Source organism: Granulicella sp. S190 (assembly GCF_009766095.1).
In the GTDB taxonomy this organism is placed as follows: Bacteria; Acidobacteriota; Terriglobia; order Terriglobales; family Acidobacteriaceae; genus Edaphobacter.
The window spans coordinates 264,780-285,335 of record NZ_LMUD01000039.1 but is presented as its reverse complement, the minus strand read 5'-3'; the positions used below and the strand labels follow the sequence as shown (position 1 = coordinate 285,335).

Sequence of the window (20,556 nt, the reverse complement as noted above, 5' to 3'; positions counted from 1 at the left end):
TGAAAAGGGGGATGCTCTTTTATGGAGCATCCCCTTTTCGCTTTGTGAGAAGTACCTTGAGAGGGCCGTTCTTCAGGCAAGACCGTCGACGGATCGTTATTGCTCAGGCGGATTTTCATCGATGATCTTGAAGTTGGCGGGCACTGCAAAGACGGACGCGGCGGGTTCGTGGCGTTCCACATCGGAGACGGCGACGAGCTGCTCGCCGGTGCGTGGGTCGTTGTGTTTGATGATCATGTAGATGGAGAGGTCGGGTGAGTACCAGTACTCATCGACGATGGCGATGTCTTTGCCGGTGCTGCTCATTGCAGCGGGAATAATGTGGGTTTTGCGAATGCCGGTCAGAGTGAGACCGTCGAGTGGCTGGGTGCCGATGTCTTCCTGCTTGAAGTAAGGATTGTTCGCGGGGGTGCGAGCAGGGGTCGTGTTAAGCGGTGCAGCGGGTGGCCCGTTGAAGATGCTCTCGCGAGCGATGCGTTGGAACGGGTTGTAGAAGATATTGAGACGGCTGGATGGATCGTAGATGTGTGCGGAGAGAAGCGCCGGCTCGCCTTTGAAACCGGTGGGAACGAGCTGGCGGCGCTCGTTATAGATGCGTCCTGATGATGCGCGTGCGATGTGAGCCTTGGTGGTGCGCACGTTTTCGCTGCCGTCCGGTAGAGTCTCGTGCGAGAGGATTTCGACTGTGGCGCTGAAGGGAGCATTGGGGACGGGAGTGACGAAGATGCCGGGAACGAGCGTCTGGACGCCGCGATAGTCGCGGGGCATCTGCTGTTGATTCTGCGCGGAGCATAGCGTGGCGAAGAGGAAGAGTACAGCAGGGTAGGAACAGAAGCGGCGCATGAGAAACCTCCCGACGACAAAGAGGATAGCGCAGAAAGATGCTTTGCAGACTGTAAACTCGCCCTGCGCGGGCGGCGGTCACTTCGTGACTTTTATACCCTTCCGGTTGGCGCTCCCGATGGTCGCGGTGAAATATCTTGCGAGCATCGGGAGGCATAACCGGTACACCCACGGAGTGACTTAGGCCAACCCATTGCGTGCGATGACTTCTTTGTAGAAGTGCGCGCTCATCTTCGGGGTGCGCTTCTGGGTGGCGAAGTCGACGTAGTGGATGCCGAAGCGGTAGGCGTAGCCGTCGGCCCACTCGTAGTTGTCCATCAGGCTCCAGAGGAAGTAGCCGCGCACGGGAACGCCCTCGGAGACGGCGCGGTGCAGCTGCGTGAGGTAGTTGCGCAGGTACATCACGCGGTCGGAGTCGTAGACGTTTCCATCCGGGGCGAGGATGTCAGTCGAGGATGCTCCATTCTCGGTGATGTAGATCTCCTTGATGTTCCAGAGCTGCGCGGCGAGCTTCGGCCCCCAGTAGAGAGCCTCAGGGCCGACGTGCAGCCAGGGGCTCATCATGTGCGGATAGGACGCAGGTGGTGGGACGAGGGCGAAGCCGCCGTGGGAGTCGTCGGCACGAACGTAGGTGGGGGTGTAGATGTTCAGCCCGACGAAGTCGAGCGGCGTGCCGATGGCCTTCATGTCGGCGTCGGTAAACTTCGGCGCGTCGGCTCCGGCGTGGGCGAGGTAGGCGTCGGTGTAGCGGCCCTCCATGACGACGGTGAGATAGCCGGCGTTGATCTGGCGCATCGCCTTTGCAGCGGCGGCGATGTGCTCGGGGGTTTCGATGATGGGCACGGCCGCTCTTGCATTCTCCGCAAGGCCGACCTTGGTGCCGGGCTTCGCATGCGCGCGAATCGCCTGTACGCCGAGGCCGTGGGCGAGCACAGCGTGATGACGAACCTGATTGACGCCCGCAGGCGGCAGCTTGAGCCCGGGAGCGTGGCGGCCATCCTTGTAGCCGATATCGACGAAGGAGCTCATCTCGTTGAGGGTCATGAAGTGCTTGACGCGATCGGAGAGGTGCTCGGCGACGTAGCCTGCATAGTTGGCGAAGGCCTCCGAGGTATCGCGCGACTGCCAGCCGCCCTTGTCTTCGAGCGCCTGCGGAAGATCCCAGTGGAAGAGAGTGCAGTAGGGCTGAATGTTCGCGGCAAGAAGCTCATCGACGAGCCGGTGGTAGAAGTCGAGACCCTTGGGGTTGGGTGTACCAGTGCCCTGTGGGAAGACGCGGGGCCATGCGACGGAGAAGCGATAGGTCTTGAGACCCAGCGCCTTCATCAACTGCACATCTTCTTTATAGCGGTGGTAGTGATCATCGGCGACGTCGCCGGTGTCGTTATTTTTTATCTTGCCTGGAGTGTGCGAGAAGGTGTCCCAGATCGAGGGCCCTCGGCCATCTTCGTTGACTGCGCCTTCTACCTGATAAGACGCGGTGGCAGAGCCCCAGAGGAAGCCTTGAGGAAAAGATCGCGCAATGGGCGCGGTCGCGACAGTCTCGCCAAGAGCAGCCTCGGGCAGAACGGAGAGTGCGGTGGGGGCGAGTGCTGCGGAGCCAAGAAGGCGGGCAAAGGTGCGGCGGCTAAATCGATTGAGCAAAGGATTCCTCTCGTAAGACAACAGGAAGTGTAACTACTTTGATTGAGAGTGGCAACGGTCGAAAGGTCAAGTGAGATTTCGCTCCTTCCTTTCCTCCATCGAGCGTGTGCGGCATGAGCGCAGTACGAGTTGAAGTGGTAAACTGGTTTTCGTGCCGGGTCCTACGCGACGTAATCCCGCCAACCCCGCCAGGTCCGGAAGGAAGCAACGGTAACGGGTCATTACGGGCGCAGTAGGTCGCCCGGTGCACTATCCCTCTACACTTTTTTCCACTCAGGATATGACAGGCCCAGCCTGCCTCCCGAGGCGCGGATGTGTCTTTTTCGGCTTCCACCTCGTCAATGGAAGAGTGACACGAGTACGCTTCTCGGAGAGAATGGTCTCCGACGGTGAACGACGGTTCATTGGAAAGAGATGAGTTCTATAGTTACTGCTGTAAGAGGCAATGAGGTGAGAGTTTGAGTTTGACGTTGAGACCGCAGATGCGGGTGCGCGCGAAGATCAGTTCGGTGGGAGCGTACGTTCCACCCAAGTTGTTGACCAATGCGGACCTGGAGAAGATGGTCGCCACCAACGATCAGTGGATTACGGAACGGACCGGAATTCGCGAGCGGCACATTGTGGAAGCGGGGGTCGCGACCAGCGATCTGGCGGTCGAGGCAGCGAAGAAGTGTCTTGCGAATCGCGGGATCGACGCGAGCGAGTTAGAGGTGATCATCGTCGCGACGGTGACGCCGGATATGTTTTTTCCAGCGACGGCGTGCCTGGTGCAGGACAAGCTGGGCGCGAAGGGCGCGTGGGGATTCGATCTGTCGGCGGCCTGCTCGGGATTTCCTTATGCGCTGCAGGTGGGTGCGAAGCTGGTGGAGAGCGGGATGCACAAGAAGGTGCTGGTGATCGGAGCGGATGTGATGAGCTCGATCATCGACTACACCGATCGCGCCACGTGTGTGATCTTCGGCGATGGCGCCGGTGCGGTGCTGCTCGAGCCTTGCGAAGAGGGAGAGATCGGGCTGGTGGACTACTGGCACGAGGTGGATGGATCGGGCGCTTCGGCGCTGAATATGCCCGGTGGCGGTAGCCTGCATCCGCCGACTGCGGAGACGGTTGCGGCGAAGATGCACTATGTTCACCAGGATGGGCAGGCGGTCTACAAGTTTGCGGTGCGCAAGATGGCTGAGGCCGCGGAGATCGTGCTCTCGCGCAATGGGGTAGAGGGGAAGGACCTTGGTTGCTTCATCCCGCACCAGGCGAACAAGCGCATCATTCTTTCAACGGCGGAGCGGCTGGGGATGCCGGAGGAGTCGGTGATCATCAACATCGATCGCTATGGCAACACGACAGCGGCGACGATTCCAATGGCGATGCAGACCGCGCTCGAGGAGAAGCGGTTGAAGAAGGGCGATCTCGTTCTGCTGGCCAGCGTTGGTGCTGGTTTTACGGTGGGCGCCACCCTGCTGCGGTGGGAGTTCTAAACCTGATTTAGCGATGAATAAAGGCGGGTGAAGGGAAGACCTTCACCCGTTTTGCTTTTAATCCCAGCAGGCGAAGTTCTCCTCGCGGGTGAATGCGGGGGTGTGGTCAGGTTGTGGGAGTCGGACGGCCCACGAGCTTTCCGGGCTGGCTGCTAACGGCACGAGAGGTCTTGTAGAGCTGCCAGAAGGCGAAGGCGCAGCTGCCCAGGATGAGGGTCCACAGAACGATGAGGACCGGCGTCGCATACTTCTGCGAGAGGTTGTTCCAGAGATGCACGATGTGGCGGCCGTAGTGAATGCCGAGCCATGCCGCGATGGTGTGACGCAGGCAACGGCTAAGGATGAAGGTCGTGAGGAACTTCTTGCGCGACATCTTCAGCGCGCCCGCTGCGAGGACAAACGGACTGAGCGGCATCGGCGGCGGCAGGATTGCGGGCAGGGCGACGGAGAGGATCGCGTGATTCTCCATCCAGTCGCAGACGCGTTTGAAGATGCGGGCGGGAATGCGTTTTTCGATGAACGCCATGCCGCCGGACTGTCCTACCTGATAGCTGAACCATCCGCCAAGAGCGGAGCCCGCGGTTGCGAGCAGGATGAGCAGGAACCAGCTCTGATGCTGCGCCGCGAGGATGATGATCATGATGTCGGTGACGCCGGGCAGAGGCAGCGGGATAAAAGAGCTGTCGACGATGGAGACCAGGAAGACGCCAAAGAGTCCGAAGCTGAAGAGCAGATGCAGGAACGGGCTACGGGCGCGATGCGAGGCAGCAGCCTTGGGAACGGCTGCTGCGAGATTCTTCGCGATGAGGATGGCAGCTGTCCGCAGGCTCATAGAAGTTAAGACGCGCTCCGCCGGGCAGAAGTCGCGGAGATATTGAAGATTGGTAGAGCCGCGAGTATAGCAGAGGAGCTAGAGGAAGCGGAGCTCGGGCAGAGGCGGCAGGATGTTCGACTCTGCTGCGTAGCGGCGAAAGAGCTTGATCGCCTCGGTGCAGTCAGTATTCAGGACGTAGTGGATGTTATGCGAGAGGTAGTGGCGAATGACGGCGGGGCGCAGGGCGATGCGTGGCGTCCATTGCTCCACCAGATCTTCGATGTGCAGGAGACCGTGATTGCGCGAGGCCTCGAGATCTTCGATCAGTTGAGCGGCCGTCATCCCCTTTGCGCTGAGCGCCTCGGGCCGTACCGCCCATACTGCGGCGACCCAGGGCAGGTTGGTGCGGGTGCGCCACTCGCGGGCGAGATCGAGCCACTGGCATGGTCCTACCTCAGCCTCAATCTGCTCGCGTCGTTCGAGGGCCAGCAGAGCCGGATCGCCGATCAGGATGGCGGCATCTGCCTGACGCAGCATGACGACAGGGTCCGCTGACGCGGGATGGAATGCCGGGGAGTTGTTGGCGAACTTGCGGAAGAGGATTTCGGCGTAGGCGAGCGAGCTGCGCGAGGCGGTGTCCGCGGCGACGGTTCGCACGGTGCTGAGCGTATGAGGAGCTTTGAGGATGAGCTGAATCGAGCGCACCTCGTCAAGCGAAGCGATGGTGCAGCCGGGGACGATCGCCAGCTCCGGCGTCAGTGCGGCGATAGGGATCAGGCCCAGGTCCGCGCGGCCTGCGAGAAGCTCGGCGGCACACTGCGAGGGTTGCGTGTAGTGCAGCACGTAGCGCTCCGCCAACTCTGCGGCGAGAGGTGCGTGTTCGAAGTCCCACATCAATGGAGCGGGGTTGAGAAAGTCGATGGCGGCGACACGCAGCATGGAAGAAGAGTTGCTCAAAGGACTAGTTTATTAGATGTTGCGAGGGAACGTGCGATGCAGAGGCGAGTGGTCGCTTTTTATCAGGATGAAAATTACGACTGGGCGGCGCGGCTGGACTGCGGACATGGACAGCACGTGCGGCACGATCCTCCCTGGATGCTGCGAGAGTGGGTGCTCTCCGAAGAGGGAAGAGAGGCGCGGATTGGCAGTGTGATGGAGTGCAAGCGATGCGACGAAGCCGCGAAGTAGTCGCCTGGTAGTACGATGCTGCCGTATGCGGAAGGTCACACCGAAGGGAGTGTAGACAATGGACGGATTGCTGCGAACTGGCCGCTATCTCTTCGCCATCGCGATGGGGTGTTTCGGCGTGGAGTACTTTCTCTACATCGGCGGGTTGAAGGGTCCTGCCCCTGGTCCGCCGTGGATTCCCGCGTCGCATGTTGGAGCCGTGCTGGCGGGCGCAGCGTTGATCGCCGTCGGAGTCTGTCTCGTGACTGGAAGACTGGCGCGACTATCGGCAACACTGCTTGGGGTGGCTCTGCTCCTCGATGTTCTCTTCTTCCATCTCCCCGGGCTGATCGCGCAGCTTCACAACCCCGGCCCCTGGACCAGCAGCTTCGAGCTTCTTGCGCTGATGGGCGGCGCCTTTGTACTTGCGAGTACCGCGCTGCCTGATGGCTTCAGAATGGAGCCGTCGAACGAGGTCACCACGCTGTTGGCGTCTTTCGGACGCATCGTGTTTGCGATCGCGTTGGTTGTCTTCGCGGTTCAACACTTCCTGTATGCGCGATTCGTCGCCACGCTGATCCCTGCGTGGATTCCGGCGCATCTCTTCCTGACATACTTCGTTGGCGTGGCGTTTCTCGCTGCAGCTTTGGCCATCGCGACGAAGAAAGTAGCGCGTACTGCATCGGAGTTACTTGGCACGATGTTTCTGTTGTGGGTTCTCTGTCTGCATGCGCCGCGCGTTGCGGCTTCTCCACGCAACGGCGATGAGGTCACCAGTCTGCTTGTATGCCTTGCGATGAGCGGCGCGTCTTTTGTTCTGGCGAAGTCCTTCGCGTCCTGACCTTCGCGGCTAACCCCAGCCCAGTGAGATGCGATACAGTGACGTTGAGCCTATGCCAACAGCAGGGTTCAGATTGCAGACACAGACGACGAAGCGTACCGATGAAGAGGACGATGAATGGCTTTGGCGCAGCGGGATGAAGCAGCCACGCGGGAGACCGCGCGGTTAGCATGGATGGCGTTGACCCTGACGCCCGGAATGGGACCCACACGAATCTGGAAGGCGATGAACAGGCTGGGCGCAGCGGAGCGTGTGCTCGATGCTTCGCTCACCGAGTTAGAGGGCGCAGGGATGCCGGCGCAGTCGGCGCAGTTCGTCTTCGAGGGCAAGGCGAAGGCTGCGGCGGAGGACGAGATCAAGCGCGTCGGCGAAGCTGGCGGCAGTATCCTGACGCCCGAAGACGAAGCCTATCCCGAGCGGCTGCGCGAGATCTACGATCCTCCTGCGGTTCTCTGGATTCGCGGCGATGCGTCTCTGCTGGCGCGTCCGGGAATTGCAGTCGTGGGAACGCGGCAGCCGTCGCCCTACGGAGCGGGAATGGCGGAGCTGCTCTCACGCGATCTGGCCAATCGGCGCATTGTGATCCTCAGCGGCATGGCTCGCGGAGTCGACACTGCGGCGCACAAGGGCGCGATGGAGGCCGGCGGCAAAACCGTCGCGGTCTGGGGCACAGGCATCGACGTCATCTATCCCAAGGAGAACAAGAAGCTCGCCGAGCAGATCGTCGCGACCGGCGGAACGATCGTGAGTGAGTATCCGCTGGGCACCTTCCCCGCGCCGCAGAACTTCCCCATCCGCAACCGTATTCTTAGCGGAATGAGCGTGGGCGTGCTGGTGATCGAAGCCGCAGAGTACAGCGGAACCAGAATTACGGCACGCTGCGCGATGGAGCAGAATCGCGATGTTTACGCGGTTCCCGGGAATGTGACGAATAAGAACGCCTGGGGACCTAACACGTTGATAAAACAGGGGGCTAAGCTGACCGCTACGTGGGAGGACATCTGGGAGGATCTGCCCTCTGAGATCAGGCTGCAGCTGGAGGACGAGAGGGATGCCGCCGGTGGGGGCTCTGAATCGAAACCGGCTGGGGCCGCATCTCTATTTAACGATACGCCGCTTCCGGAGCACGAACGGATTGTCTTCGAGCGTCTGCGGCACGATGAGTCCACTCAGCTGGACGAGTTGATCGAACAGTTGGAGTCGACGTTGGGGTCCGCCGAGATCTTTACGGCGCTCTTCGAACTGGAGCTCGCAGGCCGCGTACGGCAACTGCCCGGAAAAAATTATGTGCGGACTTTCTGATCGTGAGTGGCGGAGTTGATTCCAACAACGGAGCGGCAGCCGCAAAGATCGGCGTAAGCTCATGGTTTCGTTTGACTTGGCGAGTTATCCACAACGTGGATTTTCTTGTCGATTTGTTTTGTTGTGCTATGACCTTCTCAGTTCGGTTTCGTCAGTTGAGGAATCAAGAGAGGATGACGCGTTTGCAGAACTCGTGTTAGGTTCGCAATGGAATAAGGAAGTGTGGAACGTTTTGCCTCGGCAGTACGTTCTGGTGGATGAAGGGAACAAATGGGTAAATCATTAGTGATCGTCGAATCGCCGGCGAAGGCGAAGACGATTGGGAAATATCTCGGCAGTGACTACGTGGTGGAGGCCTCCATTGGCCACATCATGGACCTGCCGAAGAACGACATCGGCGTGGAGCTTAAGAAGCGGACGTTTGAGCCGACGCTGATCGTGTCTCCGGGCAAAGAGAAGGTGGTGGATCGTCTTAAGAAGCTCGCGGCGAAGGCCGACATGGTCTACCTTGCGCCTGACCCTGACCGCGAAGGAGAGGCGATTGCCGCGCATCTCTCTATCCAGCTGCTTCCGATGATGAAGGACAAGTCGAAGGTTCGGCGTGTCACCTTCAATGAGATCACCAAAAAAGCCGTGCAGGCTGCGTTTTTGAATGCACGGGATATAGATGAGGACCTGGTGGATGCGCAGCAGACACGGCGCGTGCTGGATCGCCTGGTGGGATACCAGGTCTCGCCGCTGTTGTGGGATAAGGTTCGGCGTGGACTTTCGGCTGGACGGGTACAGACTGTCGCGTTGCGGCTGATCGTCGAGCGCGAGCAGGAGATTAATGACTTCAACCCGGTGGAGTACTGGACCATCGATGCGCAGCTTGAGCCGACTGCGAATAAGCAGAGCTTCACGGCGCGATTTGTGGGCGTCAACGGTGTTCCGGCACGTGTTGCGAATGGAAAAGATGAAGAGGGCAAAGATCTCTTCCTGTCGAACGCACTGCCCGATCACGAGGCCGTCGATGAGGTTGTCAGCGAGCTGAAGGTCGCGAAGTGGAGCGTCCGTTCGGTCGAGAAGAAGGAGCGCAGAAATAATCCGAAGGCTCCTTATACGACCAGCAAGCTGCAGCAGGATGCGGCAGGCCGTCTCGGCTTCAACGTGCGGCGCACCATGGGCGTGGCGCAACGTCTTTATGAGGGCGTAGAGATAGGATCCGAAGGTACGGTCGGTCTCATCACCTATATGCGTACCGACTCGACCCGCGTCAGCGCGGATGCGATCGAGGAAGCTCGCGAGTACATCGGCAAGCTGGGCGCGAAGTATCTGCCCGCAAGTCCGAATGAGTATGTCGGTAAGAAGCAGCAGGTGGAGGCGCAGGGCGCTCACGAGGCTATTCGTCCCACCAGCGTGAAGTACACCCCGGACTCGATCCGGAAGTATCTGAGCGATGAGCAGTTCCGGCTCTACAAGTTGATCTGGCAGCGCTTCGTGTCGAGCCAGATGACTCCTGCGGTCTTCGATCAGACGACGGTGGACATCGTTGCGCAGGCAAAGCTTGCCTATGACTTCCGCGTGACCGGCAGCGTGTTGAAGTTCGAAGGCCATCTGAAGTTTGAAGAAGAGGACAAGCGCGCTCGTCAGGCTGCGAAGGACAAGGCGGCCAAGGAAGACGGAGCGGTCAGCAAGCCGAACGCCGAAGCGTCTGCCGAGGGCGGCGACGAGGAAGAGGCGGAGGCCCGGCTGCCGGAGTTGAGCGACGGCGAGGCGCTACGCCTGCAGAAGCTTGACCCGCTGCAGAAGTTTACCCAGCCACCGCCGCGCTTCAACGAAGCCAGCCTGGTGAAGACGCTAGAAGAGAAGGGAATCGGCCGGCCTTCTACCTATGCGTCCATCATTAATACGATTCAGGATCGCGACTATGTGAAGAAGATCCAGTCGAAGTTTGTTCCGACCGAGATTGGCACCGTGGTCACGAAGCTACTGGTGAAGAACTTTCCTTACATCTTTGATACCGCGTATACGGCGACGCTTGAGGGCGAGCTTGACGCTGTAGAAGATGGCACCGAGCGTTGGACCGATCTGCTGAAGGGCTTCTACGACCACTTCGAAAAGGAGCTGAACGTCGCCAGCGACAACATGGAAGACGTGAAGCGGATGGAGCAGAAGACTGACGAGATCTGCGACAACTGCGGCAGTCCGCTGATCCTGAAGTGGGGCAAGTTCGGCAGCTTTTATTCGTGCAGCAACTTCACCAAGGTGAAGCCGATGACGATCGCGGCAGGACCCTGGAAGAAGGACGCTAAAGCTGTAACCAAAAAGGTTACAACTGCATTTGCGTTTCCGCTGATCGTGAAGGCGACTACCGAGGATGTGACCGAGTACTCCAAGGAGGTTGGCGACGCGAAGGAGATGGCCGCTTCCATCGCCGAGGCTGCGACCCAGGGCAAGAAGGTTACGGTCGAGCCGATCAGCTGCGACTTCACCAAGGAGAACTTTGCCGCAAAGCCCGACCTGAGTGCTCCCGGCGCCGACGAGGTTGCGGAGGAGGAGTTCTGTGACAACTGCGGCCGCGTGATGGTGCTTCGCAACGGCCCCTGGGGACCCTTTATGGCCTGCCCCGGCTACAACGAAGACCCCCCATGCAAGACGATCCGCAAGCTCAACCAGAAGGTGCAGCAGAAGCCGCCGGTCCAGCTTGAAGAGGCCTGCCCGAAGTGCGGCAAACCGCTGCTGCTTCGCAACGGCCAGTATGGCGAGTTCATCAGCTGCAGCGGCTACCCGAAGTGCAAGTACATCAAGCAGGAGCTGCTCGAGGTCAAGTGCCCGAAGGATGGCGGCGATATTGCAGTCCGCAAGACCAAGCGCGGCGACCTGTTCTATGGATGCGTCAACTATCCGAAGTGCGACTTCGCCTCGAACCTGAAGCTGATCAACCAGACCTGTCCGAAGTGCGACAGCGCGTATCTGCTTGAGGTAGTCAACGACAAGGGAACGCACGTGGTCTGCCCGAACAACCGCGAGGCGTTGCCGAAGCGCCGCAAGAAGAAGGGCGCACCGGAGGAGGAGCCTACAACTCCCGCCTGCACCTATCAGAAGAAGACCGCCGGCCCGGCCCCGGTGCCGGTGATTGAGCGGCCCGACCCGGAGAAGACCCGGGCGGTTATCGAGAGCGTAGCTTAACCATAAGGCAAGAGGACGAGATGGCAACTGCAGCGGATGCGGAGCTGATCCTGAAGCTGTACGAGATTCGCCGGGAGGAGACGCTCCGCAAGGCGCGGCGGTTTCTCGTCTTCGACTTCAATCCCAAGACGGTGGAGGAGCTTCGCGTCGTCTCACGCGACGTCAAGGCCGAGCACAACTCCTCCTGGCGGCAGACTCTCAGCTATTGGGAGATGGCAGCATCGCTGGTTCTGCGTGGTGGGCTGGACGCGGATCTCTTCCTCGACTCCGCCCAGGAGGGGATTCTGCTCTACGCCAAGTTCCATCATTTCCACGTCGAGACGGAGAAGCAGAGCGGTAAGCGCTTCATGGCGCAGACCGCAGCCCTGATCGATAAGTACCCCACCGCCAGGGCAGGGTACGAGGTGTTTCTAAAGAACTTCAGCCCTCAGAAGTCTTAGCCGAGGCGGCTGCCGCGAGGGCGAAGCTTTTCTTTCCTGCATCATTTCTGTTACAAATGCAGGACGGCTCCACAAGTTCCAGAATTTTTTCAACGGAGATGCCCGACGTGGGAGATCTCCGTAACTCGTTGAAAAGAATGCAGGTAGCGGATTATGGCGAAGGCAGTTTGGAACGGTCAGACATTGGCCGAAAGCGAAACCTATGAGACGGTCGAGGGAAATATCTACTTCCCCGAGGAATCAGTAAAACGAGAGTTTTTGAAGCCCAGTTCGACGACCTCCAGTTGCCCCTGGAAGGGCCAGGCACGCTACTACACGATCGTGGTGGACGGACAAGATAACCCCGACGCAGCCTGGTACTACCCCGACCCCAAGCCGGCGGCCCGCAACGTGAAGCACCACATCGCCTTCTGGCGTGGCGTAGAAGTCACGAAATAAGCTCATGCATAACATGCAGCGGGAGGGGTTAACTACCTCTCCCGCTGCATGTTAGTAGGCTTGCAGACGGTCGAGCGGCAGGCGCACCTGAAAACAGGTGGCACCGGGCTTCGAATCCACCGTCACAAACCCAGAGTGCTTGTTGACGATGCGTTGAACCGTATCCAACCCCAATCCAAGTCCTCGTCCCGGGGCCTTGGTGGTAAAGAACGGCTCGAAGATCCTCGACCGGTCTTCCGCCTCGATCCCCGGCCCGGAGTCCCACACCTCTACCAGCGCCATCTGGCCGCTCTTGTGAGTCCTCAGCCGCAGCGTCCCCATATCGCTCATCGAGTCCAGTGCATTTTCGATCAACGCCGTCCAAACCTGGTTCAGTTCGCTGCCGTATGCGCTCACCGACTCCAGCTCCGGGTCGAACTCCAGCTCGACCTTGACGTTCCTCAGTCGGGAGTTGAACATCACCAGCGTATTCTCCAGCGACTGCGCCAGATCGACCTCCTGGATCGGCGCCTGGTCCATGTAGGAGTAGTCCTTGATCGCGCTGATCAGATCGAAGATCCGCACGGTCGAGTCGACCACCGTCTCAGCCATCCGCTCCACGCGCAGCGAGCTTGCGATCGTGGCCACGGCTATCGGCAGCACCTCAGGAGTTACGATCGTCGCCAGCTCATCGAGCAGGTCAAATGCCAGCGTCGTCTCCGCGAGTGCCGGGGCGATCGTCCACGGATTGGGAATGTTATGCGCGGTCAGCCACTGCACCAGCATCTCCTCGCGATCCGCGTTGGCCAGCGGATTCTGCGAGCCCTTCGGGAGGTTCGAGTATGCGGACATGCGCGCACGCGCATTCTTGATCCAGTCGCGATACTTTTCAGTCGTCTCGTCCGGCAGGCACAGCTTGCCCATGCTGTACTTCTGCTCGCCGTACTCGCGCAGCTCACCGAACAGGCTCGCAGCCGAGCGCTGGGCGGCAGACGCGGGGTTGTTCAGCTCATGCGCAAGGTTCGCAGCCAGCTTGCCCAGCGCGTTCAGCTTCTCGGACTGCTGCTCGATGCGGGTCACCTCGCGCACGCGATCCAGTAGCGCGGAGACGCATCGCTGCGCCATGGAAGGAATCGCGGCCAGCATCTCGGGAAACAGCGACTCGGGAATATCGATCGCCCACACCGGGCCGACGGAGTAGCCTTCGCCGCCATAGTTCTTCATGCGCGAGAAGGGCAGCTTGCCGGTCATCGCGCCTGCCCGCCCGATAAACAGCGCCTGATTCGAATGCCGACGACGTACCTGCACCTCACCCTGCAGGATGAAGTTCATATTGATTGCGGGCTCGTTCTCCTGGAACACGATGGAGCGATCTCCACCCACGCGCTCCGTGCCGTTGGTCGCAAGCCATGTGTACTCTTCTTCGGTAAGGCCATCGAGCGGAGTAATCGTGCGCAGTCCGGCAACGATCTCGGGGATCGGAGTGGGTACAGCAGGGCGGCCAGCGAACTGGTCTACCTGGGGAACGGGAGGTGTCTGAAGCTGGCTTTCATAGAGATCTGCGGTGGCCATTCTCGGGCTCCTTCTGCCGCTAGCTATGTCTGAATCGGTTTCAATAGATCTACGTCTCCATTGTTACAGGAGTTCCGCTTTGCAGCTTCTCTTCCCCATAAAATTCAGGCAACAGGACGGGCGAAGCGAAGTCAAACGATCAGGTTGAGAGGGAAACAGAAGAGGCGACACCAGATTGGATGCCGCCCCCGCTGTTTTGATTGTAAAAATCATGTACCTGTTAGACGTGCCGCTCTACGCTTTGTGAACCTGTCCGTCCTTGACGACGACTGGGTCGAGGAACGGCATGGACTTCCGCAGCTCCGCCCCGACCTTCTCGATCTGGTGGGCAGCCTCCGCCTTGCGGATGCGCGCAAACTCATGACGCCCGGTCTCATTCTCGGCGATGAACTTCTTGGCGAAGCTGCCATCCTGAATGTCGTTCAGCAGGCCCTTCATCGCCTTCTTCACCTCGGGCGTCACGATGCGCGGTCCGGCGACATAGTCGCCCCACTCCGCCGTGTCGGAGATCGAGTGGCGCATATACTCCAGGCCGCCGCGGTACATCAGGTCGACGATCAGCTTGAGCTCATGCAGCACCTCGAAGTACGCAAGCTCAGGCTGGTAGCCCGCCTCGACCAGCGTCTCGAAGCCCGCCTTCACCAGCGCACTGGTGCCGCCACACAGCACCGCCTGCTCGCCGAAGAGGTCGGTCTCGGTCTCTTCGGTAAACGTGGTCTCAAGCACGCCCGCGCGGGTACAGCCGATGCCCTTGGCGTAGCTCAGGGCAAGCGCCAGCGCATGGCCGCTCTTATCCTGCTCTACCGCGACAAGAGCCGGTACGCCGCCCCCCTCGGTGAAGACCTCGCGAACGCGATGCCCCGGTGCCTTGGGCGCGACCAGCGAGACGTCTACGCCGGCAGGGGGAGTAATCGTGCGGAACCGGATGTTGAAACCATGAGCGAACATCAGGGTCGCATTGGACTTCATGTTCGGCTCGATCTCAGCGTGGTACACCTTCGCCGCCGTCTGGTCTGGCGTCAGGTTCATGATGACGTCCGCCCACTTCGAAACCTCGGCCACGGTGTCAACCTGAAGTCCGGCCTTGCGCGCACGCTCGGCATTGGGCGAGTCCTTGCGCAGACCCACGCGAACGTCAACGCCCGAGTCCTTCAGGTTCAGCGCGTGCGCATGGCCCTGCGAGCCATAGCCGATGATGGCAACTTTCTTTGCCTGGATAAGAGAGAGGTCTGCGTCTGCGTCGTGGTATGCCTTTGCCATTGTTAGATAACTCCACTTTCTTGTTTTCCCATCAAAATTGATTCTAAAGCTTTCCGATGTGTATCTTCTGAGAAGGCTTCCAATGGCTTCTCCCAGTCGGCACTCAGATCGGACCAGTCGGGGTTCGTCGAGACGATCAACTCCAGTTTGCGCACACGCAGCCACCCTTTCAGTTGCTTCTCGCGGACGATTGCTGCGCTAATTGAAGTGAACCTTTCCAGGTAAACCAGCCTGTCAATCTTGTAGCGCGCAGTGTGACTGTTTGGGCTTGAGGCCCGTTTGTGCTGCGCAATCCTGATCTCAATCTGCGTCGTCACCCAGATATACAGCTTTTTGAAGCTGCTCGCCATGATGTACACATAAGCCTGCTTTTCCAGAAAACCTCCTAAGTTGCATGCATCAGCTGTCCTGTCAGCTACATTCTCCAGTTGGCACCCTCGGCCATCCACGCCGTCATCCTGAACGAAGTGAAGGATCCCCGCATTTTGTTCTTGCCTGCTCTAATTCCCACACGAGATTGCAATCCAGAGAGTGTAGTCGTTGGTTCAACCGGAGCAAAGGCGGGGATCCTTCGCTGCGCTCAGGATGACAACGGAATATCAATCCTCATGAACATCGGTGAACTCGTTCGGTAGAATCTCGTCCGCGTCGGGCTTTTCAGGAAACGACGTATCATCACTGTGGTTGGGATGAGGCGTGCCCAGCGCCTTCAGTACGCGGCTGGTATGGTGGCCGCGGCGCATGGCCATACGACCCGTGCGCGAGACCTCAAGGATCGTGTAGCCGCTCTCGGTAAGCACTTGAATCAGACCTTCGATCTTGCTGGCAGCGCCGGTCATTTCTAGCATCACCGACTCCGGCGCAAGATCGACCACCCGCGAACGGAAGACAGTTGCAAGCTCGAAGATCTGCGAGCGCGTCTTCGGCCCAGCGGCCACCTTGATCAGGCAGAGCTCGCGAATCACAGCCTCGCTTCGCCCAACCTCATCGACGTCGACAGTAATCTCAAGCTTGTACAGCGAAGCGCGAATGCGGTGCGCCGCATGATCCGGGGCCTCGCAGACGATGGTCATCCGCGAGACATCGGGCCGTTCGCTCTCGCCCACCGTCAACGAGACGATGTTGATGTTGAGTCTGCGAAACAGCGAAGCGACTCGTGTCAGTACACCGGGCTTGTCTGAAACTAAAGCTACAAAAGTGTGAAGCATGTGTGCCTTTCAACAGTTTCTACGTTCTAGTTCGGATTGTGAGGCAACGTGTCTACCGGCGGGTGAGGGTACTTGCGAATGTAGGTCTTGGGAACTTCATAGAGGACCAGCTCACCCGGATTCGCAGGAACGCTCGTACTGCTGCAGAGATTGCCCGTCGTAATTCCGGTACTCACGATGATCTCGACCCGGTAGTTGGTATAGAGCTCGCCCCGTGGTCGGCAGTCCGCATACATGTTCGAGAGGATGCGGACGATGGTTGCGTCCTTTAGGTCGACGAGAATGATCCCCTTCTTGTCGGTGCCCATGGCGACGGACCCGACCTGATCCTCGCGGAGAGCAACGTTCAACCTCTCGTCCGTGATGGGCTGATTGGTAGTCGCGTTGATGACTTTGATGTGAATCTGCAGTGGTTGGGGCGGTTTAGCTGGGTCAGAGGGCTGGGCACTCTGAGCCGAACTGGCTGCAGGCGCTACCCCTGCTGAGAACGCTGCGAACGCCGCGAACAGGGCGCATGCGAGCAACCGCGCAGATCGCATGCGTACGAAGCTGCTATCCTTCACGGCCTTGACTGGATTTGGCATCGTGTCCTCTCTCTGGAAGCTCCCAGCCGCTGCCGGGAAAAAATAAATTTGAAAAAGCTGGCGTATCTTTCGAGCGTCAAAAACAGGTTGCTACAGCACCACGTCAGCCACACAATCCACCACGTTCGCACCAGCAAAAAACCACGTTGTGAAACACCGTTTTTCCAAAACACCCCTCAAAAACAAAGGAAAATAGAGATATTTTGCCCTCCACCATCCGCCAGATTTTTTTCTGCGAAAGAGGAAAATTATTCATCCTCCGCCGTCTCAAGAAGCGGGTCACTCGCAGGCCGTCGCACCATCTCATGAAGAGCCGCCCCGGGAGCAATCATCGGATAAACCCCATCCTCTTTTTCCACCTGGAAGTTGATAAGAAAAGCCTTTCCGCTGGTCCGCGCTTTCGTAACCGTAGGGGTTACGTCTTTGCGAACGCTGACGTGTGCGCCGTCAATGCCATGCGCTCCAGCCAGCTTCACAAAATCAGGCGAGAGAATCGGCGAAGCAGCGTAGTTCTTCTCATAAAATGCCTCCTGCCACTGCCGAACCATCCCCAGAAAGCCGTTATTAATCACGGCAATATTGATCGCCAAACCCTCTTGAACAATGGTCGAAAGCTCCGAAGCAGTCATCTGAAAACCACCGTCACCGGCGATCACCCAAACATCTTTCTCAGGACAAGCGACCTTCGCGCCAATCGCAGCAGGCAGCGCAAATCCCATCGTTCCAAGGCCTCCGCTGGTGATCAGCGAACGTGGCGAATCATGCTTGTAGTACTGTGCCTCCCACATCTGGTGCTGGCCGACATCTGTAACGATGATGGTCTGCGCGAGCCGCCCTGCATCGAGAGCCTCGCGCCATATGTCGTTGATGACATGAGCGGCATAGAGATGGCCATTATCAGGCAGATTGATGATGTCACGTACGGCAGCATCGCCCTTCATCGCGTTGACCTCTGCGATCCAACTTGTATCGGAATTCTTGGGCAGCAAGGGCAGCAACAACTCGAGCGTCTCGCGTAGATCACCAATCAAAGCAACGTCAGCCTTCACGTTCTTGTTGATCTCCGACGGGTCAATCTCGATGTGGATCTTCTTCGCGTTAGGCGCATAGTGCGCGAGGTTTCCGGTTACGCGATCATCGAACCGCATCCCGAAAGCAAGCAGAAGATCGGCTTGCTGAATGGCGTTATTGACCCATGATTCGCCATGCATTCCCATCATGCCGAGCGAGAGCGGATGATACGTCGGGAAGGCTCCAAGGCCAAGCAGAGTGCTGGCAACGGGGATCTGCTGACGTTCGGCGAAGGCTAGAACTTGCGCCTCTGCACCTGACTGCGTGATGCCGTGTCCTGCGAGGATGACTGGCCGCTTCGCTTGTTGAATGAGCTCGATGGCCTGTTGAATCGAAGAGGACTCCGCCTGCAGCATAGGGTGCGGACGATAAGCCGCAGGTGCGGCCGCTTCAAAGTTGAATGCCGCGCTGTTCTGCTGCGCGTCTTTTGTGATGTCGATTAACACTGGCCCGGGGCGACCATTGGTCGCGACCTGAAAGGCTTCGCGTAGTGTTGGTGCGATGTCTTCGGCGCGCGTAACGAGGTAGTTGTGCTTGGTGATGGGTAGAGTAATGCCCGTGATGTCGACTTCCTGAAACGCATCGGAGCCGAGCACTTTTGAGCCAACCTGGCCGGTGATGCAGACGATGGGAATCGAGTCGAGCATCGCTGTTGCTATGCCGGTGACCAGATTTGTAGCGCCGGGTCCACTCGTGGCAATGCAGACGCCGACCTTTCCCGAAGCGCGCGCGTAGCCGTCAGCCATGTGCGACGCGCCCTGCTCGTGCCGCACGAGGATATGGTGAATCGGGAACTTGCGCAGCGCGTCGTAGGCGGGGAGGATGGCTCCGCCTGGATAGCCGAATACTTTGTCCACGCCCTCGCCGACGAGGGTGGCCCAGATGATTTCTGCTCCGGTGAGTTGCGGGTGATTCGCATTGGAACTGCTTGTCTTCGACATGGTAGTTACCTCTTACAGATTTGGTTTGGTCCAAGTTGCCAAAGGTGCAATGAGAAAATTAAGTGGTTACCGCACCCTCTGACGCGCTGCTTACTGAGTTGGCATACTTGGCGAAGACGCCGCGTTTGAAGCGGGGTTCGGGGGCCTTCCATGCTGCGAGGCGTTTGTCGATTTCTGCTTCGGGGACGTTGAGCGTTAGTTTGCGGTTGGGGATGTCGAAGGTGATGGTGTCGCCTTCGTGGACGGCGGCGATGGGGCCGCCCAGTTGAGCTTCGGGGGCTACGTGGCCAGCCATCAGGCCGCGAGTGGCTCCGGAGAAGCGGCCGTCGGTGAGGAGAGCTACGGTCTCTGAGAGGGCTGGGATACCTTTGATGGCGGCGGTGACGGCGAGCATCTCGCGCATGCCTGGGCCGCCGCGTGGACCTTCGTAACGAATGACGAGGACGTCGTTAGGGTTGATCTTTCCGGCTTCGACGGCGGCGTGGCAGTCGTCCTCGGATTCGAAGACGCGCGCGGTGCCAGTGTGGTGGATGCGTTCGTGGCCGGCGACCTTGATCACCGCTCCATCAGGGGCGAGGTTGCCGCGCATGATGACGAGGCCGCCGGTGGGTTTGAGAGCGTTATCCCAGGTGCGAATGACGGGCTGGCCCGGAGTTTCGACAGCGAGCGCGGCCTCTTCGGCGAGCGTTTTGCCGGTGACGGTGATGCTGTCACCTTTTAGGAGTCCCTTTTCGATGAGACGCTGTGCGAGAAGGCGCGAGCCGCCTGCCTCCTGATAGTCCTTCGCAGCATACTTGCCGCCGGGGGAGAGGTCGCAGATGAAGGGCGTGTGCTCGGAGATGCGGTCGAAGTCTTCCATGGTGAGCGGAATGTCGAACTCGTGCGCGATGGCGATGAGGTGAAGGACGGCGTTGGTGCTTCCGCCCGAGGCGGCGACGGCGGCGATGGCGTTGTCGATGGACTGGCGGGTGACGATCTTGCGCGGGGTGAGGCCAGCGCGGGCGAGGTCCATGACGAGGCGGCCAGCCTGGCGGGAGGCCTCATGCTTTTCGGGTGACATGGCGGGGACGCCGGTGATCATCATGGGAGAGATACCGAGGAACTCGCCGGCCATCGCCATGGTGTTGGCGGTAAACTGGCCGCCGCAGGCTCCGGGGCCGGGACAGGCGGAGGCTTCGAGGGCTTCGAGCTCGTCGTCGTTGATCTTTCCAGCGGCGTGTGCGCCCATGCCTTCGAAGACCTGAAGGATGGTGATCTCTTTGGTGGTACCGTCGGCCTGCTTGAGTGAGCCGGGGGCGATGCTGCCGCCATAGAGCATGAGGCCGGGGATATCGAGCCGGGCGAGGGCCATGATGGCTGCGGGCATGTTCTTGTCGCAGCCGGCGATGCAGACGATGCCGTCGAAGGAGTTACCGCGGGCGACGAGCTCGATGGAGTCGGCGATGACTTCGCGGGAGATCAGCGAGGCCTTCATGCCTTGCGTGCCCATGGTGATGCCGTCGTGAATGGTGACGGTGTTGAACTCCATCGGTGTGCCGCCGGCCTCGCGGACGCCTTGCTTGACGGCCTCGGCGACTTTGCGCAGGTGGAAGTTGCAGGGGCCGATCTCGGTCCAGGTGTTGGCGATGCCGATGATGGGCTTGTGCAGGTCTTCCTTGGTGAAGCCGACGCTGCGAAAGTAAGAGCGCGCTGCGGCGCGGCTTGGGCCTTCGGTCAGGACGATGGAGTTTTTCTTCGGATTGATTTCGTTGCTCAAAATGCAGCCTTTCAGAGGAGCTGGTTAGCGAGTCAGCGGGTTAGCGTGAG

The 20,556-nt window shown here is 59.4% G+C and carries 18 protein-coding genes and 1 other RNA gene; 8 read left to right on the top strand and 11 right to left on the bottom strand.

Going from position 1 to position 20,556, the window contains the following annotated elements:
* Nucleotides 1-96 precede the first annotated feature (96 nt).
* Together GSQ94_RS17880 and GSQ94_RS17875 are read right to left on the bottom strand one after the other, a co-directional pair.
* Nucleotides 97-843: a hypothetical protein gene (locus GSQ94_RS17880; protein ID WP_158945203.1), complete on the bottom strand. Its 747-nt coding sequence runs from the start codon at nucleotides 841-843 to the stop codon at nucleotides 97-99.
* Nucleotides 844-1,023: 180 nt separating this feature from the next.
* The gene (locus GSQ94_RS17875; RefSeq protein WP_158945202.1) at nucleotides 1,024-2,487 is read right to left on the bottom strand and encodes a GH1 family beta-glucosidase; all 1,464 of its coding nucleotides are present in this window, start codon (nucleotides 2,485-2,487) and stop codon (nucleotides 1,024-1,026) included.
* Between the two features lie 152 nt (nucleotides 2,488-2,639).
* Between GSQ94_RS17875 and ffs the strand changes: the two genes are divergently transcribed.
* Nucleotides 2,640-2,737: signal recognition particle sRNA small type (gene ffs / locus GSQ94_RS17870), an RNA gene on the top strand.
* A 208-nt stretch (nucleotides 2,738-2,945) separates the two neighbouring features.
* On the top strand, nucleotides 2,946-3,962 hold the full coding sequence (locus GSQ94_RS17865) for a beta-ketoacyl-ACP synthase III (RefSeq protein ID WP_158945201.1): 1,017 nt from the start codon (nucleotides 2,946-2,948) through the stop codon (nucleotides 3,960-3,962).
* A 106-nt stretch (nucleotides 3,963-4,068) separates the two neighbouring features.
* On the opposite strand, the gene GSQ94_RS17860 is transcribed toward GSQ94_RS17865, so the two are convergent.
* A complete protein-coding gene (locus tag GSQ94_RS17860; protein WP_158945200.1) occupies nucleotides 4,069-4,794 on the bottom strand; it encodes a YqaA family protein in 726 nt (241 codons plus the stop codon).
* Nucleotides 4,795-4,872: 78 nt separating this feature from the next.
* A complete protein-coding gene (locus tag GSQ94_RS17855; protein ID WP_158945199.1) occupies nucleotides 4,873-5,715 on the bottom strand; it encodes a menaquinone biosynthetic enzyme MqnA/MqnD family protein in 843 nt (280 codons plus the stop codon).
* A gap of 54 nt (nucleotides 5,716-5,769) precedes the next feature.
* Between GSQ94_RS17855 and GSQ94_RS17850 the strand changes: the two genes are divergently transcribed.
* From GSQ94_RS17850 to GSQ94_RS17825, 6 genes are all read left to right on the top strand, one after another.
* Complete coding sequence (locus GSQ94_RS17850; protein WP_158945198.1) at nucleotides 5,770-5,964, top strand: DUF3565 domain-containing protein; 195 nt, start codon at nucleotides 5,770-5,772, stop codon at nucleotides 5,962-5,964.
* A gap of 58 nt (nucleotides 5,965-6,022) precedes the next feature.
* Entirely contained in the window at nucleotides 6,023-6,784 is a 762-nt protein-coding gene (locus GSQ94_RS17845; protein ID WP_158945197.1) for a hypothetical protein, read from the top strand.
* A 117-nt stretch (nucleotides 6,785-6,901) separates the two neighbouring features.
* The gene (gene dprA / locus GSQ94_RS17840; RefSeq protein WP_158945196.1) at nucleotides 6,902-8,086 is read left to right on the top strand and encodes a DNA-processing protein DprA; all 1,185 of its coding nucleotides are present in this window, start codon (nucleotides 6,902-6,904) and stop codon (nucleotides 8,084-8,086) included.
* Nucleotides 8,087-8,356: 270 nt separating this feature from the next.
* Entirely contained in the window at nucleotides 8,357-11,257 is a 2,901-nt protein-coding gene (topA, locus tag GSQ94_RS17835; protein WP_158945195.1) for a type I DNA topoisomerase, read from the top strand.
* A 20-nt stretch (nucleotides 11,258-11,277) separates the two neighbouring features.
* Entirely contained in the window at nucleotides 11,278-11,697 is a 420-nt protein-coding gene (locus GSQ94_RS17830) for a hypothetical protein (protein ID WP_158945194.1), read from the top strand.
* Between the two features lie 153 nt (nucleotides 11,698-11,850).
* Complete coding sequence (locus GSQ94_RS17825) at nucleotides 11,851-12,135, top strand: DUF427 domain-containing protein (RefSeq protein WP_158945193.1); 285 nt, start codon at nucleotides 11,851-11,853, stop codon at nucleotides 12,133-12,135.
* A gap of 51 nt (nucleotides 12,136-12,186) precedes the next feature.
* Here GSQ94_RS17825 and GSQ94_RS17820 read toward each other — a convergent pair whose 3' ends face one another.
* The 7 genes from GSQ94_RS17820 to ilvD form a co-directional block, all read right to left on the bottom strand.
* The gene (locus tag GSQ94_RS17820) at nucleotides 12,187-13,686 is read right to left on the bottom strand and encodes a sensor histidine kinase (protein WP_158945192.1); all 1,500 of its coding nucleotides are present in this window, start codon (nucleotides 13,684-13,686) and stop codon (nucleotides 12,187-12,189) included.
* Between the two features lie 234 nt (nucleotides 13,687-13,920).
* Nucleotides 13,921-14,946 carry a ketol-acid reductoisomerase gene (ilvC, locus tag GSQ94_RS17815; protein WP_158945191.1) on the bottom strand — a complete coding sequence of 342 codons (1,026 nt, stop codon included), beginning with the start codon at nucleotides 14,944-14,946 and terminating at the stop codon, nucleotides 13,921-13,923.
* A 2-nt stretch (nucleotides 14,947-14,948) separates the two neighbouring features.
* Nucleotides 14,949-15,395 carry a GIY-YIG nuclease family protein gene (locus GSQ94_RS17810; RefSeq protein ID WP_254063960.1) on the bottom strand — a complete coding sequence of 149 codons (447 nt, stop codon included), beginning with the start codon at nucleotides 15,393-15,395 and terminating at the stop codon, nucleotides 14,949-14,951.
* Between the two features lie 150 nt (nucleotides 15,396-15,545).
* Nucleotides 15,546-16,154 (bottom strand): acetolactate synthase small subunit, encoded by a 609-nt coding sequence (gene ilvN / locus GSQ94_RS17805; protein WP_158945190.1) that lies wholly within the window; start codon nucleotides 16,152-16,154, stop codon nucleotides 15,546-15,548.
* A gap of 26 nt (nucleotides 16,155-16,180) precedes the next feature.
* Nucleotides 16,181-16,738 (bottom strand): hypothetical protein, encoded by a 558-nt coding sequence (locus tag GSQ94_RS17800; RefSeq protein ID WP_158945189.1) that lies wholly within the window; start codon nucleotides 16,736-16,738, stop codon nucleotides 16,181-16,183.
* A 248-nt stretch (nucleotides 16,739-16,986) separates the two neighbouring features.
* Entirely contained in the window at nucleotides 16,987-18,750 is a 1,764-nt protein-coding gene (gene ilvB / locus GSQ94_RS17795) for a biosynthetic-type acetolactate synthase large subunit (protein ID WP_158945188.1), read from the bottom strand.
* A 58-nt stretch (nucleotides 18,751-18,808) separates the two neighbouring features.
* Complete coding sequence (gene ilvD / locus GSQ94_RS17790; RefSeq protein WP_158945187.1) at nucleotides 18,809-20,506, bottom strand: dihydroxy-acid dehydratase; 1,698 nt, start codon at nucleotides 20,504-20,506, stop codon at nucleotides 18,809-18,811.
* Between the last annotated feature and the right edge of the window lie 50 nt (nucleotides 20,507-20,556).

Bases quoted from the DNA above. Each gene is read 5' to 3' on its own strand.
- GSQ94_RS17880 (WP_158945203.1), bottom strand. From the start codon at position 843: ATGCGCCGCTTCTGTTCCTACCCTGCTGTACTCTTCCTCTTCGCCACG.
- GSQ94_RS17860 (WP_158945200.1), bottom strand. From the start codon at position 4,794: ATGAGCCTGCGGACAGCTGCCATCCTCATCGCGAAGAATCTCGCAGCA.
- GSQ94_RS17855 (WP_158945199.1), bottom strand. From the start codon at position 5,715: ATGCTGCGTGTCGCCGCCATCGACTTTCTCAACCCCGCTCCATTGATG.
- GSQ94_RS17850 (WP_158945198.1), top strand. From the start codon at position 5,770: ATGCAGAGGCGAGTGGTCGCTTTTTATCAGGATGAAAATTACGACTGG.
- GSQ94_RS17845 (WP_158945197.1), top strand. From the start codon at position 6,023: ATGGACGGATTGCTGCGAACTGGCCGCTATCTCTTCGCCATCGCGATG.
- dprA (WP_158945196.1), top strand. From the start codon at position 6,902: ATGGCTTTGGCGCAGCGGGATGAAGCAGCCACGCGGGAGACCGCGCGG.
- topA (WP_158945195.1), top strand. From the start codon at position 8,357: ATGGGTAAATCATTAGTGATCGTCGAATCGCCGGCGAAGGCGAAGACG.
- GSQ94_RS17830 (WP_158945194.1), top strand. From the start codon at position 11,278: ATGGCAACTGCAGCGGATGCGGAGCTGATCCTGAAGCTGTACGAGATT.
- GSQ94_RS17825 (WP_158945193.1), top strand. From the start codon at position 11,851: ATGGCGAAGGCAGTTTGGAACGGTCAGACATTGGCCGAAAGCGAAACC.
- GSQ94_RS17820 (WP_158945192.1), bottom strand. From the start codon at position 13,686: ATGGCCACCGCAGATCTCTATGAAAGCCAGCTTCAGACACCTCCCGTT.
- ilvC (WP_158945191.1), bottom strand. From the start codon at position 14,946: ATGGCAAAGGCATACCACGACGCAGACGCAGACCTCTCTCTTATCCAG.
- ilvN (WP_158945190.1), bottom strand. From the start codon at position 16,154: ATGCTTCACACTTTTGTAGCTTTAGTTTCAGACAAGCCCGGTGTACTG.
- GSQ94_RS17800 (WP_158945189.1), bottom strand. From the start codon at position 16,738: ATGCCAAATCCAGTCAAGGCCGTGAAGGATAGCAGCTTCGTACGCATG.
- ilvB (WP_158945188.1), bottom strand. From the start codon at position 18,750: ATGTCGAAGACAAGCAGTTCCAATGCGAATCACCCGCAACTCACCGGA.